A 16,964-nucleotide genomic window follows, 5' to 3' on the forward strand; every position below is an offset into this window, starting at 1 on the left:
CCACGGGTCCAATTCGCGGGGGGTCGTGTGGTGGCTGTTTTCTGAGGGCCACCCGACGACCCGTGAGCGGTGATCTGTGGTTATTCGCCCTGGCGGTACCCGAACCGCGGGCGGCGGACCGACGTGACCCAGCCAAAGACTGGCGACGGCGCATCGGCGCAAACGCCACGCAACCACGCCGTCGAGCCCCAGCCACGCCATCGAGCCCCAACCAGGTGGAACCACGGTCATATACCTGGACCCGGACCAGCTCGGGAGCAGGGTCCCTGCCGGATCGCGGAGCCGGGGTTCCTGCCGGATCGCGAAGCGATCTGGGAGGTCTGCTGGGAGGTCTGCTGGGAGGTCGGGCTCAGCGCCCGACGAACCAGCGCGAACCCGCCAAGGCTGGCGACGGCGCATCGGCGCATGCGTCACGCGACCACGTCATCGAGCCCCAACCAGGTGGGACCACGGTGATATGCCTGGACCCGGGACCAGCCGGGAGGGCGCTCAGCGCCCGATGGTCTGGCGGCGGGGAGGCGCGAAGCGCCGATTCCGCCCGCCAGACCCTATTTGTTGATCCAGGACATCATGGAACGGAGCTGCTCGCCGACCTTCTCGATCTGGTGGGCCTTGCCCTCCTCGACGAGCTTGGTGAAGTTCGGGCGGGCGGCGTCGTCCTCGGCGACCCATTCGCGGGCGAAGGTGCCGTCCTGGATCTCGTCGAGGATCTTGCGCATCTCGCCCTTGACCGCGGGGGTGACCACTCGCGGGCCGCGGGTGACGTCGCCGTACTCGGCGGTGTCGGAGATCGAGTAGCGCATCTGGGAGATGCCGCCCTCGTACATCAGGTCGACGATGAGCTTGAGCTCGTGCAGGCACTCGAAGTAGGCGATCTCCGGCTGGTAGCCGGCCTCGACGAGGGTCTCGAACCCGGCCTGGACCAGCGCGGACGCGCCGCCGCAGAGCACCGCCTGCTCGCCGAACAGGTCGGTCTCGGTCTCCTCCGTGAAGGTGGTGCGCAGCGTGCCGGCGCGGGTGCCGCCGATGCCCTTGGCGTAGGCGAGCGCGGTCGCCAGGGCCTTGCCGGTCGCGTCGGTCTCGACCGCGACGAGACAGGGCACGCCCTTGCCCTCCTGGAACACCCGGCGGACCAGGTGGCCCGGGCCCTTGGGGGCGATCATGAAGACGTCCACGCCCTCGGGCGGGGTGATCAGGTTGTAGCGGATGTTGAAGCCGTGGCCGAAGGCCAGCGCGTCGCCCGCCTTGAGGTTGGGCAGGATCGACTCGGCGTAGATCTTGCGGTGCGCGGTGTCGGGCGCGAGGATCATGATGATGTCCGCCTCGGCGGCGGCCTCGAACGGGGTGACGACCCGCAGGCCCTCCTCCTGCGCCTTCGCGCGGCTCTTGCTGGTCTCCGGCAGGCCGACCCGGACGTCGACGCCCGAGTCCCGCAGGTTCAGCGCGTGCGCGTGGCCCTGGCTGCCGTACCCGATGATCGCGACCTTGCGGTCGGCGAGGTCCTCCAGGTTGGCGTCGTCGTCGTAGTAGATCTCGACCATCGTGCGCGATCTCCTCGTTGCGTGTGGCGATCGGCCCGAAGGGCGCTGGCGCGCCCGCGGGCCGCTCCGCCTGGTCGGGCGCTGAGCGCCCTCCCTCGGTTGGTCTTGGGGCTGGGTGTAGAGCATCTGAGCGGAGCCAGGCTGTCAGGTTGCGTGAGCTGCCCGTAAGCCTTGGGCCGAGGTGTCCCGCGGTGGTGGCGCGCAGGTTGCGGGCCTCGACCGGAGGTGCGACCGGTGATCTTACCCCCGGCGGGCGGTCAGGCGGTTCTCTCCAGGGCGCGCAGGCTTCGGTCGGTGATCGAGCGGGAGCCTCGGCCGAGCGCGACCATGCCGGACTGGACCAGCTCCTTGATCCCGAACGGCTCCAGGACCCGGACCAGCGCGTCCAGCTTGTCACGGGTACCGGTCGCCTCGACGGTGACGGCGTCGGAGGCCACGTCGACGACCTTGGCGCGGAACAGGCCGATGAGCTCGAGCACCTGCGAGCGGGCGGCCGCGTCGGCGCGCACCTTGACGAGCAGCAGCTCGCGCTGGACCGAGACGTCCGAGTCCATCTCGACGATCTTCAGCACGTTGACGAGCTTGTTGAGCTGCTTGGTGACCTGCTCCAACGGCAGCTCGTCGACGGCGACGACGATCGTCATCCGGGAGATGTCGCTGTGCTCGGTCGGCCCGACGGCCAGCGACTCGATGTTGAAGCCGCGCCGGGAGAACAGGCTGGCCACTCTGGCCAGCACTCCGGGCTTGTTCTCGACGAGAACGGACAGCGTGTGGTGGGTGGTCACGGCGTCATTGCCCTTCCAAAGATCCTGTGGCGTGCTCGATCGAAAAACGCCGAGCACCAGGTCCGGTCTGTTCACGACGAATCACGAACCCAGCCACGCGGCGCGGAGGCGCGTCTCCGCGGAGCCCCGTCCATGAGCGCAGCGATGTGTCCTCGAGCGGGCCCTCGGCCTTGTTCTCGTGGGTTGGTGACGTGCAGCGGCAGGCGACCGCGCTGGGCGCGGAGGCGCGCCTCGCGGAGGCCCGGCCCCGAGCGAAGCGAAGGGGTTGGGCCGCAGTGAGGTCGCCGCAGCGCCCGTGAGCGGAGGAGGACGCGGCGCGGAGGTCCCTTGGGAGCGAAGCGAGCAAGGGGCCGGAGCGCCGCGCCCGGACGGAGCGAACCAGCATTAGATGTTGACCTCGGCGTCGCCGCTGTAGTCGAAGTCGGGAGCGAGGTCGCGGGCGACCTTGATGTCGTCGTTGCTTGAGCCGGCGGCGACCATCGGCCACACCATCGCGTCGGGGTGGACGACGAAGTCGATGACCACCGGCGCGTCGTCGATCGCCATCGCCTTCTCGATCGTGCTGTCGACGTCGGCGGCCGTTTCGCAGCGCAGCCCGACGCAGCCGAGCGCCTCGGCGAGCCGGACGAAGTCCGGGACCCGCTTCACTCCGGTGCGGGAGCTGGCCGGGTGGGTGCCGAGGTCGGTGTTCGAGTAACGCTTGTCGTAGAACAGCGTCTGCCACTGGCGGACCATGCCGAGCGCCCCGTTGTTGATGACGGCGACCTTGATCGGGATGCCTTCCAGCGCGCAGGTCGCGAGCTCCTGGTTGGTCATCTGGAAGCAGCCGTCGCCGTCGATCGCCCACACGGTCGTGTCGGGACGGCCGACCTTGGCGCCCATCGCCGCCGGCACCGCGTAGCCCATTGTCCCGGCGCCGCCGGAGTTCAGGAACGTGTACGGGTTCTCGTACGAGATGAACTGGGCCGCCCACATCTGGTGCTGGCCGACGCCCGCGGTGTACACGGCGTCCGGGCCGGCGATCTGCCCGATCCGCTGGATGACGTACTGCGGCGCGAGCGAGCCGTCCGTGGGCTCCGTGTAACCGAGCGGGTAGGTGCCGCGCCACCTGTTCAGCTGCTCCCACCAGCCGCCCAGGTCGGGGCGGCCCTCGGCCTGCAGCGCGCCGATCAGGTCGGCGACGACCTCCCGGCAGTCGCCCACGATCGGCACGTCGGCGGCGCGGTTCTTGCCGATCTCAGCCGGGTCGATGTCGGCGTGGATGATCTGCGCGTGCGGCGCGAACGTCGACAGCTTGCCGGTGACCCGGTCGTCGAACCGGGTGCCCAGCGCGATCAGCAGGTCGGCCTTCTGTAGCGCGGTGACGGCCGCCACCGAGCCGTGCATGCCGGGCATGCCCAGGTGCAGGTGGTGCGAGTCGGGGAACGCGCCCCTCGCCATCAGCGTGGTGACCACCGGGATGCCGGTCAGCTCGGCGAGGATGCGCAGCTCCGCGGCGGCGCGGGACCTGATCACGCCGCCACCCACGTAGAGCACGGGCCGGCGCGACGAGCTGATCATCTTGGCCGCCTCGCGCACCTGCTTGGCGTGCGGGCGGGTCACCGGCCGGTAGCCGGGCAGGTCGAGCGCCGGCGGCCACACCTCGTGCGGCAGCACCGACGTGACCGACTGCAGGACGTCCTTCGGCAGGTCGACGAGCACGGGGCCCGGCCGGCCGGTGGACGCCAGGTGGAACGCCTCGGCGATCGTGCGCGGGATGTCGTCCGCGGACTGGACCAGGAAGTTGTGCTTCGTGATCGGCATCGTGATGCCGCAGATGTCCGCCTCCTGGAAGGCGTCCGTCCCGATCGCGGGCCGGGAGACCTGGCCGGTGATGGCGACGATCGGCACCGAGTCCATGTAGGCGTCGGCGATCGGGGTCACCAGGTTCGTCGCCCCCGGGCCCGAGGTGGCCATGCAGACGCCGACCTTGCCCGTCGCCTGCGCATAGCCCTCCGCGGCGTGCCCGGCGCCCTGCTCGTGGCGGACGAGGATGTGCCGGACCCGCGTCGAGTCGTACAGCGGGTCGTAGGCGGGCAGGATCGCGCCGCCCGGGATGCCAAAGACAACGTCGGCCCCGACCGCTTCCAGGGAATGGACGAGCGACTGGGCTCCGGTGATCTCTCTAGTCATCTGCCGTCTTCCTTGACGTTGGCCGGGGGTGGGGCGGGCGCCGCGGCCTGGGCGCCGGGTTCCCCCCGGACCGGCATCGCCGATCGGGAGGCTTGCTGGGAGTTCAGGGTCTGGCCGGATGGGCCCGACTCTCGTTTCATACGTGGTGTCACCGAGTGCTGACGTTCCTGTGTGGCTGCGTCCTTGATGTCACTGAGGGCACTAAAAAGCCCCCCGTGCCAAGGGCACTGAGGGGCTGCGTACGAGTCGGTCCCAGACTGGCTGGGGCGGGTCGACTACGCACGCTCTCCGCGTACAAGAAGGCTCTGACGCACCCACCTACCTTGGCGGACGATCGCGGCGCGAGTCAAGTCACCTCCGCGAGTCGTCTGTGTTCTGGGACCTTGGCCACACCCGTCACGGCCGGAGCCAGGAGAGCCGGACCGGCGGCGCTGGGGCGAGGCGGTCTGGTCACGCGAGATTGAGCCGAGCGGAGTCGGCGTGGGGCGGGCTCTCCTGGCTGGTCCATAGCTGGACGAGCTGGACGAGGCCCGCGACTGGGGTAGTGTGTTGACGCCATGTATGCCTCGCTTCCTGTCTTGCAGCCGTCGCCGCTTCCGCGGCTACGGCTGGGCGGCCTGCTCCTTAGCTGCCGCGGCGGGGCCTGACTTTTCCGGCTGGCTTCCTCGTCGCGGAGTCTGCTCGCGCATACCCAGCCAAGTCACCGGCCTCGAATCAGGCTCCCCCCGCACTTCTGCTCCGCCCCAGACCACAGAGGTCGGGCGCGGCGCGTCCGAAGGCGGGGCGTGGAGCCTCCCGCCGCACCCCGGGTGGCCTTCAAAGCTGAGGGTCCCGACAGGAAGCAGATGCAGTGATCAACAACCCGCAGGTCCCGTCTGGCATGCCCATCGACAAGTACCGGCCGTTCCAGCCGGTACCGCTGCCCGACCGGACGTGGCCGAACGCCCAGATCACGAAGGCGCCGATGTGGTGCAGCGTCGACCTGCGCGACGGTAACCAGGCCCTGGTCGACCCGATGACGCCCGAACGCAAGCTGAAGATGTTCGAGCTGCTGGTCGGGATGGGCTACAAGGAGATCGAGGTCGGCTTCCCGGCCGCGAGCCAGACCGACTTCGACTTCATCCGCCAGCTGGTCGAGGGCGACCTGATCCCGGATGACGTCACCATCCAGGTGCTGACCCAGGCCCGCGAGGAGCTGATCGAGCGGACCGTGCAGTCCCTGGTCGGCTCCCGCCGGGCGCTGCTGCACCTGTACAACTCGACGTCCACGCTGCAGCGGCGGGTCGTCTTCGGCCAGGACCGGGCCGGCATCACGGAGATCGCTGTCCAGGGCGCCCGCTGGACCGTCCAGTACGCCGAGAAGCTGCTGGACGACCGCACCGACCTGCGCTGGCAGTACAGCCCCGAGTCGTTCACCGGCACCGAGCTCGACTACGCCGTCGAGGTCTGCGAGGCCGTGATGGACGTCTGGGAGCCGACGGCGGACCGCCCGGTCGTGCTGAACCTGCCGGCCACCGTCGAGATGTCGACGCCCAACGTGTACGCCGACCAGATCGAGTGGATGGGCCGCAACCTGACCCGGCGCGACGCGGTGGTGCTGTCGCTGCACCCGCACAACGACCGCGGCTGCGCGGTCGCCGCCGCGGAGCAGGGCGTGCTGGCCGGCGCCGACCGGATCGAGGGCTGCCTGTTCGGCAACGGCGAGCGCACTGGCAACGTCTGCCTGGTGACGCTGGGGATGAACCTGTTCTCCCAGGGGATCGACCCGATGATCGATTTCTCTGAGATCGACGAGATCCGCCGGACCGTCGAGTACTGCAACCAGCTGCCCGTGCACCCGCGGCACCCGTACGGCGGCGACCTCGTCTACACGGCATTCTCCGGCTCCCACCAGGACGCCATCAAGAAGGGCCTCGAGGCGATGGAGCGGACCGCTCAGAGGGTCTGGGAGGTTCCGTACCTGCCGATCGACCCGAAGGACGTCGGCCGCACCTACGAGGCCGTCATCCGGGTCAACAGCCAGTCGGGCAAGGGCGGCGTCGCCTACCTGCTGAAGTCCGAGCACGGGCTGGACCTGCCGCGCCGGCTGCAGATCGAGTTCTCCCAGGTCGTCCAGCGGCATACCGACGGCGAGGGCGGCGAGGTCACCGCCTCCGAGCTGTGGGACATGTTCCGCGCGGAGTACTTCCTGGACTCCACCGCGGGTCAGGCGGCGCTCGAGGTCGTCCGGTTCACGACGTCGGCCGGCGGGGGCGCGCGTGATGAGGTGAATGTCTCGGTTCGCCAGGACGGCGCCGAGAAGGTACTCACCGGCGTCGGCAACGGGCCGATCGACGCGTTCGTCGACGCACTGTCAACCAGGGGCGTGACGGTCAAGGTGCACGACTACCACGAGCACGCGATCGGCGCCGGCGCCGATGCCCGCGCCGCCGCCTACCTGGAGGTCCAGGTCGAGGACGCCGCCGGCGGCAAGGTGTTCTGGGGCGTCGGCGTAGACCCGAACATCGTCACCGCCTCGCTGCGCGCCGTCGTCAGCGCGGTCAACCGCGCCGCCCGGGCCCGTGCGGAGGTCACGTCCGCCGCGGGCTGAGCCCAGGAACGCCAACCGTGTCGGATGGGCGAGCCTAGAGGCTCGCCCATCCGACACGCTCCGCATGGGTCGTGGATGACCGAGTCGGAATGCCAACCCGCGCGGCCTCTAGGCTTGGTAATCCGACACGATTCGGAGTTGGAGCGGGCGCGCGAGAGACCGGGGACCTCTCTGAGCTGGGAGCGGGGCCAGTCCGGCCCTCCGGCTGGGCCGCTGACCGCGGCAGCGGGGCTCTCAGCCGTGTGCGGTTGGATGCTTTGCGTAGTAGCGGCTCGACGAGGTCGCTTGGGCCGGCGGTCCGTGTGCCGAGAGCGCTCGCTGGTCGGCGGATAGGCTGAGCAGCCATGAAGCTTGCGGTTATCGGTGGCGACGGGATCGGCCCGGAGGTGGTCGCGGAGGGCCTGCGGGTCCTTCGGGCGGTGCACGACAAGGTGGAGACCACCGAGTACGACCTCGGTGCGCGCCGTTGGCGGGAGACCGGCGAGACGCTGCCCGACTCGGTGCTCGGGGAGCTCCGGGGGCACGACGCGATCCTGCTCGGCGCTGTCGGCGACCCTGGCGTGCCCTCCGGCGTGCTGGAGCGCGGCCTGCTGCTGCGCCTGCGGTTCGAGCTCGACCACCACGTCAACCTGCGCCCGGTGAAGCTGTACCCGGGGGTGACCTCGCCGCTGGCCGGCGACCCGACGATCGACATGGTCGTCGTTCGGGAGGGCACCGAGGGGCCGTACGCCGGTGCTGGGGGTGTGCTGCGCAAGGGCACCCCGCAGGAGATCGCGACCGAGGAGAGCATCAACACTCGGTTCGGCGTCGAGCGGGTCGTGCGCGACGCGTTTCGCCGGGCGCAGCGCCGCCCGCGGCACAAGCTCACCCTCGTCCACAAGAACAACGTGCTCACGAAGGCCGGCGACCTGTGGTCGCGGACCGTGGCCGAGGTCGCGCCGGAGTTCCCCGAGATCAGCGTCGACTACCAGCACGCCGACGCGGCGAGCATGTTCTTCATCACCAACCCGGGCCGGTTCGACGTGATCGTCACCGACAACCTGTTCGGCGACATCATCACCGACATCGGAGCCGCGATCACCGGCGGCATCGGGCTCGCGGCCAGCGGCAACCTTGACCCCTCCGGCGCGCACCCGAGCATGTTCGAGCCAGTTCATGGCAGTGCCCCGGACATCGCCGGCAAGGGCGTCGCCGACCCGACCGCCACCGTGGCCTCGGTCGCCATGCTGCTCGACCATCTCGGCCTCACCGCCGAGGCGGCCCGCGTCGAGCGGGCGGTCGCCGCCTCGCTCGCGGCCCGCGCCGCGTCCCCCGGCCAGCCGCTCTCGACCCGCGAGGTCGGCGAGGACCTGGCCGAGCGCTCCAACTCCGCCGCCTAGCCCCGGCCGCGAACCGTCTCCCCGTCGGCTCGGGACCCCGCGACGCCGACGGGCAGACGGTCCCGGGCTGGCCCTGGCCTCCTGTCCGGCTTCGCCCGACCAGCCCACCTGGTCGGGCGGCCCCGTGTCCGATCGATGGACGTCCGATATTCATCACGACTCCTCACCCGGACCCCGAACAGCTATCCTCGAAAGAGCCGTAGAACCGGTACGACGGCAGCCGGCAGGGCCCGACCACGGCGAAGCTCGGCCCCGTGCGGGTCACCTTGTTCGCTGACCATTAGTCAGCTTCCCGTGGCCCGCGATATCCGCCCGGGGACCCCCGGGTCCCCGGACCCCCGGTGTCGAGCTCCGCTCGACCGGACTTCCTGTCGGTGCCCTGCTGAGGAGTACGCCCGTGGCCATCACGCCTACCTCGAAGATCTGGATGAACGGGGAGTTCGTCGCCTGGGACGACGCTCGCATCCACGTCCTCACCCCGACCCTCCACTACGGCTGGGGGGTGTTCGAGGGCATCCGTGCGTACGAGACCCCTCGCGGCAGCGCGGTCTTCCGGCTGACCGACCACATCGCCCGGCTCTACCGCAGCGCCAAGATCTACATGATGGAGCCGGACTTCACCCAGGAGCAGTTCGTCCAGGCGGCCAAGGACACCGTCATGGCGAACAACATCCAGTCCTGCTACATCCGGCCACTGGTCTACCTCGGCTACGGCGAGATGGGGCTCAACCCGCTGCCGTCCAAGGTCGAGTCGATGATCGCCGTCTGGCCGTGGGGCGCCTACCTTGGCGAGGAGGCGCTGGAGAAGGGCTGCCGGGTCATCATCTCCAGCTGGCGGCGTAACGACGTCAACATCACCCCGCCGGCCGCGAAGGCCACCGGCCAGTACCTCAACTCGTCGCTCGCGAAGGTCGCGGCCATCAAGGGCGGCTACGACGAGGCGATCCTCACCAGCCCGACCGGCCACATCGCCGACGGCTCAGGCGAGAACGTCTTCATCGTCACCGGCCGCACCCTCGTCACCCCGCCGCTGACCGACGGCGCGCTCGGCGGCATCACCCGGGCCTCCGTCATGCAGATCGCCGCGGACCAGGGCTACGACGTGATCGAGAAGCACATCGTGCGTACCGATATCTACCTCGCCGACGAGGCGTTCTTCACCGGCACGGCCGCGGAGATCGTCCCGATCGCCGAGGTCGATGACCGCGCGGTCGGTACCGGCCGCCCCGGCCTGGTCACCCGCGAGATCGCCGAGATCTTCCACCAGGCCACCACCGGCCAGCTCGACCGCTACAAGGACTGGAACGAATACGTCAGCGAGTAGGAATCGGCGCTTCGCGCCTCCCCTACTCGCTTGACCTCGGGCGCCGGGCGCCCGAGCGGCCTGGTTACGGGTTGGTGCGTATAGCCGTGGCTGGTCCCGGTTGGGGTCGATGGGCCGGGTGCGTTGGTCCGTTCGCGGACGGAGCGCCCGTCTCCCTCGCGACTCCGGACGCTTCGCGCCCGGTTGTGTGGTTGCGGCACCGGTGCTCATGGGCGGGGTTGGTCTGGTCCTTGTAGGGGGCGGTGAGGTGGGCGCGCTGGGCGTGACCACGAACGGCTCCGCACGCGCCCCCGGCTGGAAACAGCCGGGGGCGCGTCGCTTTGCGGCGTGTGTTCTGGCCCGCGGATGGCTACGCCGTAGCACCTCTGGGCAGGGCGTGGACCCCGCGGCGCGGTGAGCCGGCCGTGGCACGCGACGCGCCGAGTGGAATCGGGGGTCTGGTCAGATGGCGGATTGAACCTTACCTTGCCTCCATAGCCGATTTCACAAGCGCACAAGCGCCGTCCGGTCGGAGGTTCTCATGCGGGTTTCGGATGGAATGAGCGCTTTGGTGCTAATGATCGGTCCAGGGCACACCCTCCGGCAGGCGTCGCGGCTGATGGCCGGGCGCGGGGTCGGCGCGGCGGTCGTGCTCGACACCGACGGTGCGGGCTACGGCATCCTCACCGAGCGGGACATCCTGCTGGCGCTGGCCGCGGGCAAGGACCCGGACGTGGAAGTCTCCGCCGACCATCTCACCCGTGACCTTGTGTTCGCGGACCCGGACTGGTCGCTCGATACCGCCGCCGACGCCATGCTCCGGGGCGGTTTTCGCCACCTCGTTGTGACTGAGGGTGGTTCGGTGGCTGGGGTTCTGTCGATGCGTGACGTTGTGCGCTGCTGGAACCAGCAGCGCGTAACCACCTAGCGATGGCAGGCGTCGCCCCTGTTTGGCGCGAGGTTGGCGCATTTACGGCGCCGCACCCGTCAGAAACCCGATTCGGGCGTGTTCTGCGTGATGTGGGCAGCAAGAGACCGGTGAAAGCCGCTAACGTCTCGCCCATGCTCGACGACGACGAGGCGGTCGCGCTGCTCCGTGCGACCACGCTGCTCAAGGAACTTGACGAGGAGGACCTGCGGCGGCTTGCTGCCCGCGCGGTGACGCGCCGGTACCGGCGGGGCCAGGTTGTCTTCACTGAGGGGGAGCCCGCGGACACCCTGCTGGTGGTGGCCCAGGGCCGGTTGAAGGTGCTCACGAAGGCCGACGACGGCCGTGACCACGTGCTGAACATCCACGGCCCGCGAGAGACCATTGGCGAACTGAACATCGTTGAGCCGGGCACCCGGTCGGCGAGTGTCGAGGCCCTCGAGCCCAGCACCGCGCTGGTGCTCGACCGGACCGCCGTCTGGGAGCTCGTCAAGGAGCGCCCGGCGGTGGCCGAGCAGCTCATCCGCGCACTGGTCGCGCATGTGCGCCGGCTCACCGGGGCCAACGCGGATCTGGTGTTCCTGGATCTTCCACGCCGGGTCGCCAAACTGCTGCTGATGCGGACGCGCGAGGCCGGCCGGCCGGTCATCGAGCTGGGGCTCACCCAGACCGAGATCGCTTCGCTGCTCGGCGGTTCTCGCCAGTCGGTCAACCAGGCCCTGCGCGAGTTCGAGCGGCGTACGTGGATCCTCTCCGAGGGCCAGACGATCACAATTCTCCAGCTGGACCGCCTCCGTCGCTTCGCTGGCGACTAGGCCGTGTCTGACGGCCTCCGGCCACGCGAGGCTCCGCCATCATCGCCGCAGGGGTCCCCGGAAGATCGGCGCCAGCCGATCTTCCGGGGGAGCGGCTTTGGCCTAGGCCGTCCAGGCGCACGTTCTGCTGTCCCCGCGCGGTGCTGGAGGTGACGCGCGGGGCTCAGCCGCGCCCTGGGCAGGGCCTGGCTCGCCGCATTCCGTGCGGGCGAGTGGCCAGAGGCCGTCTGGCGTTCGGGTGATTTCCGGCCTCACAGACCGGCGCTGAGCTGGGCAGGTTAACGGGGGCGACCTGGGACACAGTGGCGGCGTGTCGCGGGTGTTACGTCGTAAGGTGGACACCCGGCGGTGAACCCGTCTTCGTCGCGCGCTCCGGTCACCCGACCCTAGTGGGCCGGACGCGTGACGAGCCCTGGGAGACGGCCATCGCCAGGACCGGCCGCGATGGAGAGCCGACCGGTCCCGTCGACATCCGACGGGCGAGGGCACGTATCCGCGTTCGCCTCGCCGACGGATGGCTGTCCCAGGGATTACTGCGGGCCCCGGCCGGCGTGATGTTCTTCGCCCTTCGACGGTCCTACGCTTGGGAATCAGGCCGAAGGACGCGCGAGCAGGCTCGCCAGGCGCCCGCCCCGGAGGCATACAGGCGATACGGCCAGAGCACGCGCGACCATGCGGTTGGGTTGCGTACCCCGAGGCCTGTGGGCGAGACACCGTGAGAGGCGCAGCGTGCGGCCATATGACCCCGAGTCCCTGCACATCTACGACACGACTCTGCGGGACGGCACGCAGCAGGAGGGGCTTTCGCTCTCCGTCGCCGACAAGCTGGCGGTAGCCCGCCACCTCGACGACCTCGGTGTCGGCTTCATCGAGGGCGGCTGGCCCGGCTCCAACCCGAAGGACGCCGAGTTCTTCCGCCGAGCCCAGACCGAGCTCACCCTGCGTAACGCCAAGCTCGCCGCTTTCGGCTCCACCCGGCGCGCCAGCAAGACCGCCGCCGACGACCCGCAGGTGGCCGCGCTGCGCGACGCCGGCACCCCGGTCGTCTGCCTGGTCGCCAAGTCCGACCGCCGGCACGTAGAGCGCGCGCTGCGTACCACGCCCGCCGAGAACCTGGCGATGATCCGCGACACGGTCGTTCATCTGCGCGCCGAGGGCAAGCGGGTCTTCGTCGACGCCGAGCACTTCTTCGACGGCTACCACGCCGACGGCGCCTACGCGCTGGAAGTGGTTCGTACCGCCGCCGAGGCCGGCGCGGACGTCGTCGTCCTCTGCGACACCAACGGCGGCATGCTGCCGACCCAGATCGGCGAGACTGTGCGCGCCGTGATCAACGGCACGGGGGCGCGCCTGGGCATTCACTGCCACGACGACTCCGGCTGCGCCGTCGCGAACAGCCTGGTAGCCGTGCAGGCGGGCGTCACCCACGTCCAAGGCGCGGCGAACGGCTACGGCGAGCGCTGCGGCAACGCGAACCTGTTCACCGTCGTCGCCGGCCTGGAGACGAAGCTTTCGACGCCGGTGCTGCCGACCGGCCAGCTGCGCGAGCTGGTCCGCGTCTCGCACGCCATCGACGAGATCACCAACTCGACGCCCGACACCCACCGGCCCTACGTCGGCGCGAGCGCCTTCGCCCACAAGGGCGGCCTGCACGCCAGCGCTGTCAAGATCGACCCGGACATGTACCAGCACATCGACCCGGCCCTCGTCGGCAACGACATGCGAATGCTGGTCTCCGAGCTCGCGGGTAGGGCCACCATCGAGCTCAAGGGCCGCGAGCTGGGCCTGGACCTTTCCGACGAGAAGGAGGCCCTCGGCCGGATCGTCGAGCTGGTCAAGGAGCGCGAGGCGAACGGCTTCTCCTACGAGGCCGCCGAGGCGAGCTTCGAGCTGCTGCTGCGCGACGAGGTGTACGGAGCCGAGCGCTACTTCACGCTGGACAGCTGGCGGGTCATCGTCGAGCAACGCCCGGACGGCGAGATCGTGAGCGAGGCGACCGTGAAGCTCACCACCGGCGGCGAGCGGCACGTCTCCACGGCCGAGGGGAACGGGCCGGTCAACGCGCTCGACAAGGCGCTGCGCGAGGCACTCGCGAAGGCATACCCGGGCCTCAAGGACGTCGACCTGACCGACTTCAAGGTGCGCATCCTCGACGGGCGGGAGGGTTCCGGCGCCGTGACCCGGGTGCTGGTCGAGACCAGCGACGGCCAGTCACGCTGGAACACCATTGGCGTCGACGAGAACATCATCGCGGCCTCCTGGCAGGCCCTGCAGGACGCCGTCACCCACGGCCTGCGTCGCCAGGGCGAACTCCCCGACCCCACCGCCGTCTGACCGTCTGACCGTCTGACGGCCCTGGACGGGCGTCAGACGTGACCCGCGCGATCGGGGGGTCGGGGGGTCGGGGGTCCACGTTCGCTTCGGGGCGTGGCCTTGTTGGGTCTGGGCGGTGGATGCCGACTGGCGGGCCTGGACGGCGGCCAGCCGGCCAGCCGTGAGTGCCCTTTGTCGGGCCCGGTGTTCCCTTGGGGACGGCGCTCATGTGAGGTCGGACCGGTGGAGGCGGTGGCGCCGCGGCCTGGACGGCCGCTGTCACCGACACCCTGAAGATCGGTTCGAAGTTGTGGCCGTCCGGGGTTACGGTCCGTCCGTTCGTGGTTACGGGTGGGACGCGGCGCGGAGGTCGTGATGTTTCTGCAGGTGATCCAGGGAAGGGTGCCGGACCGCGCAGCGATGCGGGCCCAGCACGAGCGGTGGCTTGCCGACATCGGATCGGGCACGCCTGGCTGGCTGGGCTCGACGGCCGGCATCACCGAGGACGACCGGTTTATCTGTCTCAGCCGGTTCGCCTCGGTTGAGGCACTGGCAAAGCTCTCGGCCCGCTCCGACCACCGGGAATGGTGGGCCAGGACGGAGCGGCTCTTCCTGGGCCCGGTGGTCACCACCGAGTTCGCCGACGCCGTGCTGATGATCGAGGGTGGCTCCGACGACGCGGGCTTCGTGCAGGTCATCCAGGGCCGCACCACCGACCCGTGGCGGCTGCGGTCCCTGGAGAAGGAACTGCTCCGCTACCTTCCGGAGGGCCGGCAGGACATCATCGGCGGTCTGGCCGCGGTTGGCCCGGACGGCCGGTTCGTCCGGGTGTTCTACTTCAGCTCCGAGGAGCTGGCGCGCGCCGGCGAGCATGGCGAACAGCTCCCGGAGATCGAGGAGGTCCTCTTCGACATGCGTGAGCTCACCGGTGAGCCGACGTACCACGACCTGCGCCACCCGTGGCTCGTTTCGCCGCCCTTGGCTCGGGCCGGGCGGTCGGCGGCCGAGGCGACCACCGAGCCCCGGGACACCCGCCGCGCGGCCGGGCACCGCCGCTAGACCTTTCCGGGGGCCTTTCCCGGGATCTTGTGAGGGTGACCGTCGGAGGCAACAGCGTCCCTGACGCGACGGCGGGCCGGGTTCGCGCGCACACCGTGCCCGCTTGCCCCGGCCCGCCGGTACCGTCCTGCCTCGGAACCGTCCTGCCTCGGAACCGTCCTGCCTCGGACTGTGGTCAGTCCTCGGGGATCTCCTCCCACCACTGGCACCACCACGGGCCGCCGACCAGGATCCGCAGCTTCGGGTGCCAGCAGTACGAGATGTCCTTGTCGGTGTCCAGGTAGTACAGGCAGTTGTCGCACCGCTCGTCGCGGTTCGGCTTGCCGCGCAGGATCGCGTCCTCCGCCAGGTGACCGAGCTTGACGCTCAGCTCCTCGTCGATCGGCTTGGGCTCCGGTGCGCCAACCTCGTAGACGGCCTCGGTCATGCCGCTCCTTCTGTCCGTTTCCGTTCGTTCGTCAGTGGACCCCCACCGGCGGTCCGCTGACCTAAGTCGTGTGACCGGGTCTTCATACCCCGGCTACGGCACACCGCCGGATCTGCTCCGAATTCTCTGCCATGCTCGCGCCGGCCTGACAGCCACCCGGCCGAGGTCCAGCTCACAGTGCCGAGCGTGGGCAGGCTGCCCCGTCTCGTCGCGCCGGTCACCCACGGTGGCGGACCGGCCCGGTACCCGCGCCGAGGCTCTGAGGGGTTGAGAGCGAGTGACGGTGATCAGCGGGCGGTGACGGGGTTGGTGAGGGTGCCGACGCCGCCGACGGTGACGGCGACCGTCTGGCCGGGGCGCATCGGGCCGACGCCGGCGGGTGTGCCGGTGAGGAGGACGTCGCCAGGCAGCAGCGTCATCGCGGCCGACATGTAGGCGATCAGCTGCGGGATCGTGTGGATGAGGGCCGCGGTGGTGGAGTTCTGGCGGACCTCGCCGTCGAGGGTGGTGCGGAGGCCGACGTTCGAAGGGTCGAGGTCGGTCTCGATCCACGGGCCGAGCGGGCAGAAGCTGTCGTGGCCCTTGGCTCTGGTCCACTGGCCGTCGGCACTTTGCTGCTCGCGCATCGTGACGTCGTTCGCGCATGTGAATCCGAGCACGACCGACATCGCCCGCTCCTGCGGTACATCGCGGCACAGCCGGCTGATGACGATCGCCAGTTCGCCCTCGTAGTCCATCCGGCTGGTCGGGTCGGGATGGATGATCGGGTCACCGGGGCCGACGACGCTGGTCGACGGTTTGAGGAAGAGGATCGGGCGTTCGGGCGGGGCGTCGCCACCCATCTCCTTCACGTGGTCGGCGTAGTTCTTGCCGACCGCGAGGACCTTGCTCGGCAGCACGGGCGCCAGCAGCCGCACCTCGCCAAGCGGCCGGCGGGCCCCGGTGAACGTGAAAGGCCCGAACGGGTGGGGGGTCAGGGCGGCAATGGTCGCCTCGCCGCGCTCGACCGAGCCCTCCACCACGCCGAAGGCTGGCTCCGAGCCGTCTGTAAACCTAGCGATACGCACGCAGCGACCGTATCGAGCCCATCCACCCAGTCCCCGCAGCCCACCCCTAGGCCGTGCCGGAGCGGCTCTCTCCGGGCCGGTTCGATGCCGGTTCGATCTCCCGACCTGGGAGCGAACCACCCTCGCGGGATGCGGTACAGTAGGCAACGCCCACGCGGGCATCCCATGGGGTATGGGGTAATTGGCAGCCCAACGGATTCTGGTTCCGTTAGTCTAGGTTCGAGTCCTGGTACCCCAGCAAGGCCCTGTTCGCCGATCGTTGATCGGCTCCCCGGGGCCTCGATGTCTGCCCAGGGGGGCGGCTCCCTGGAACCCCCGTGTCAGGGGGCTTCGCCCCCCGACACCCCCCACTGGGGCGGGCGGATGTCGTGTATGGTGTGGGACGTCGCGGGGTGGAGACATACTGCGGCGAGCGCGTGGTAGATGCTTTTAAAAGTCTGGCCCCGTCGTCTAGTGGCCTAGGACGCCGCCCTCTCAAGGCGGTAGCGCCGGTTCGAATCCGGTCGGGGCTACGAGCTGGCCGATGCTGCTCGATGACCTTTGGTCATCTTCCCGTCGGCCGCGATTTTGCTCCGGGGGCCACCC

At 69.9% G+C, this 16,964-nt stretch carries 12 protein-coding genes and 2 tRNA genes; 9 read left to right on the forward strand and 5 right to left on the reverse strand.

Annotated features, from left to right (window positions below):
• Window positions 1-548: 548 nt before the first annotated feature.
• The 3 genes from ilvC to QOZ89_RS29690 all read right to left on the reverse strand — a co-directional run bounded on the left by ilvC (window position 549) and on the right by QOZ89_RS29690 (window position 4,618).
• A complete protein-coding gene (gene ilvC, locus QOZ89_RS29680) occupies window positions 549-1,541 on the reverse strand; it encodes a ketol-acid reductoisomerase (RefSeq protein WP_071050604.1) in 993 nt (330 codons plus the stop codon).
• A gap of 257 nt (window positions 1,542-1,798) precedes the next feature.
• Window positions 1,799-2,326 carry an acetolactate synthase small subunit gene (gene ilvN, locus QOZ89_RS29685; protein WP_071050603.1) on the reverse strand — a complete coding sequence of 176 codons (528 nt, stop codon included), beginning with the start codon at window positions 2,324-2,326 and terminating at the stop codon, window positions 1,799-1,801.
• Between the two features lie 384 nt (window positions 2,327-2,710).
• Entirely contained in the window at window positions 2,711-4,618 is a 1,908-nt protein-coding gene (locus QOZ89_RS29690) for an acetolactate synthase large subunit (protein WP_312626907.1), read from the reverse strand.
• Between the two features lie 760 nt (window positions 4,619-5,378).
• Here QOZ89_RS29690 and leuA point away from each other — a divergent pair.
• The 7 genes from leuA (at window position 5,379) to QOZ89_RS29725 (ending at window position 14,885) form a co-directional block, all read left to right on the forward strand.
• Window positions 5,379-7,088: a 2-isopropylmalate synthase gene (gene leuA / locus QOZ89_RS29695; RefSeq protein WP_312626909.1), complete on the forward strand. Its 1,710-nt coding sequence runs from the start codon at window positions 5,379-5,381 to the stop codon at window positions 7,086-7,088.
• Between the two features lie 344 nt (window positions 7,089-7,432).
• Window positions 7,433-8,467: a 3-isopropylmalate dehydrogenase gene (locus QOZ89_RS29700; RefSeq protein WP_071050601.1), complete on the forward strand. Its 1,035-nt coding sequence runs from the start codon at window positions 7,433-7,435 to the stop codon at window positions 8,465-8,467.
• Between the two features lie 397 nt (window positions 8,468-8,864).
• Window positions 8,865-9,791 carry a branched-chain-amino-acid transaminase gene (ilvE, locus tag QOZ89_RS29705; protein ID WP_071050600.1) on the forward strand — a complete coding sequence of 309 codons (927 nt, stop codon included), beginning with the start codon at window positions 8,865-8,867 and terminating at the stop codon, window positions 9,789-9,791.
• Between the two features lie 520 nt (window positions 9,792-10,311).
• Window positions 10,312-10,698, forward strand: coding sequence for a CBS domain-containing protein (locus QOZ89_RS29710; RefSeq protein ID WP_071050599.1), 387 nt, complete (start codon window positions 10,312-10,314; stop codon window positions 10,696-10,698).
• 110 nt (window positions 10,699-10,808) lie between these two features.
• On the forward strand, window positions 10,809-11,513 hold the full coding sequence (locus QOZ89_RS29715) for a Crp/Fnr family transcriptional regulator (protein WP_007516342.1): 705 nt from the start codon (window positions 10,809-10,811) through the stop codon (window positions 11,511-11,513).
• 729 nt (window positions 11,514-12,242) lie between these two features.
• Window positions 12,243-13,847 carry a citramalate synthase gene (gene cimA / locus QOZ89_RS29720; protein ID WP_312626829.1) on the forward strand — a complete coding sequence of 535 codons (1,605 nt, stop codon included), beginning with the start codon at window positions 12,243-12,245 and terminating at the stop codon, window positions 13,845-13,847.
• Between the two features lie 354 nt (window positions 13,848-14,201).
• A complete protein-coding gene (locus QOZ89_RS29725; protein WP_083419109.1) occupies window positions 14,202-14,885 on the forward strand; it encodes a hypothetical protein in 684 nt (227 codons plus the stop codon).
• 175 nt (window positions 14,886-15,060) lie between these two features.
• On the opposite strand, the gene QOZ89_RS29730 is transcribed toward QOZ89_RS29725, so the two are convergent.
• Window positions 15,061-15,312, reverse strand: coding sequence for a hypothetical protein (locus tag QOZ89_RS29730; protein ID WP_071050597.1), 252 nt, complete (start codon window positions 15,310-15,312; stop codon window positions 15,061-15,063).
• Window positions 15,313-15,599: 287 nt separating this feature from the next.
• Window positions 15,600-16,379, reverse strand: a complete 780-nt coding sequence (locus tag QOZ89_RS29735) for a fumarylacetoacetate hydrolase family protein (protein ID WP_071050596.1) — start codon at window positions 16,377-16,379, stop codon at window positions 15,600-15,602.
• Window positions 16,380-16,545: 166 nt separating this feature from the next.
• Here QOZ89_RS29735 and QOZ89_RS29740 point away from each other — a divergent pair.
• Both QOZ89_RS29740 and QOZ89_RS29745 read left to right on the forward strand, forming a co-directional pair.
• Window positions 16,546-16,617 (forward strand) — tRNA-Gln (locus tag QOZ89_RS29740).
• A gap of 201 nt (window positions 16,618-16,818) precedes the next feature.
• A tRNA-Glu gene (locus QOZ89_RS29745) sits at window positions 16,819-16,891 on the forward strand.
• The last annotated feature ends 73 nt before the right edge of the window (window positions 16,892-16,964 follow it).

Origin of the sequence: Pseudofrankia coriaricola, from assembly GCF_032027725.1 — a bacterium.
Lineage (GTDB): Bacteria > Actinomycetota > Actinomycetes > Frankiales > Frankiaceae > Pseudofrankia.

Bases quoted from the DNA above. Each gene is read 5' to 3' on its own strand.
- ilvC (WP_071050604.1), bottom strand. From the start codon at position 1,541: ATGGTCGAGATCTACTACGACGACGACGCCAACCTGGAGGACCTCGCC.
- leuA (WP_312626909.1), top strand. From the start codon at position 5,379: ATGCCCATCGACAAGTACCGGCCGTTCCAGCCGGTACCGCTGCCCGAC.
- QOZ89_RS29700 (WP_071050601.1), top strand. From the start codon at position 7,433: ATGAAGCTTGCGGTTATCGGTGGCGACGGGATCGGCCCGGAGGTGGTC.
- QOZ89_RS29710 (WP_071050599.1), top strand. From the start codon at position 10,312: ATGCGGGTTTCGGATGGAATGAGCGCTTTGGTGCTAATGATCGGTCCA.
- QOZ89_RS29725 (WP_083419109.1), top strand. From the start codon at position 14,202: ATGTTTCTGCAGGTGATCCAGGGAAGGGTGCCGGACCGCGCAGCGATG.
- QOZ89_RS29730 (WP_071050597.1), bottom strand. From the start codon at position 15,312: ATGACCGAGGCCGTCTACGAGGTTGGCGCACCGGAGCCCAAGCCGATC.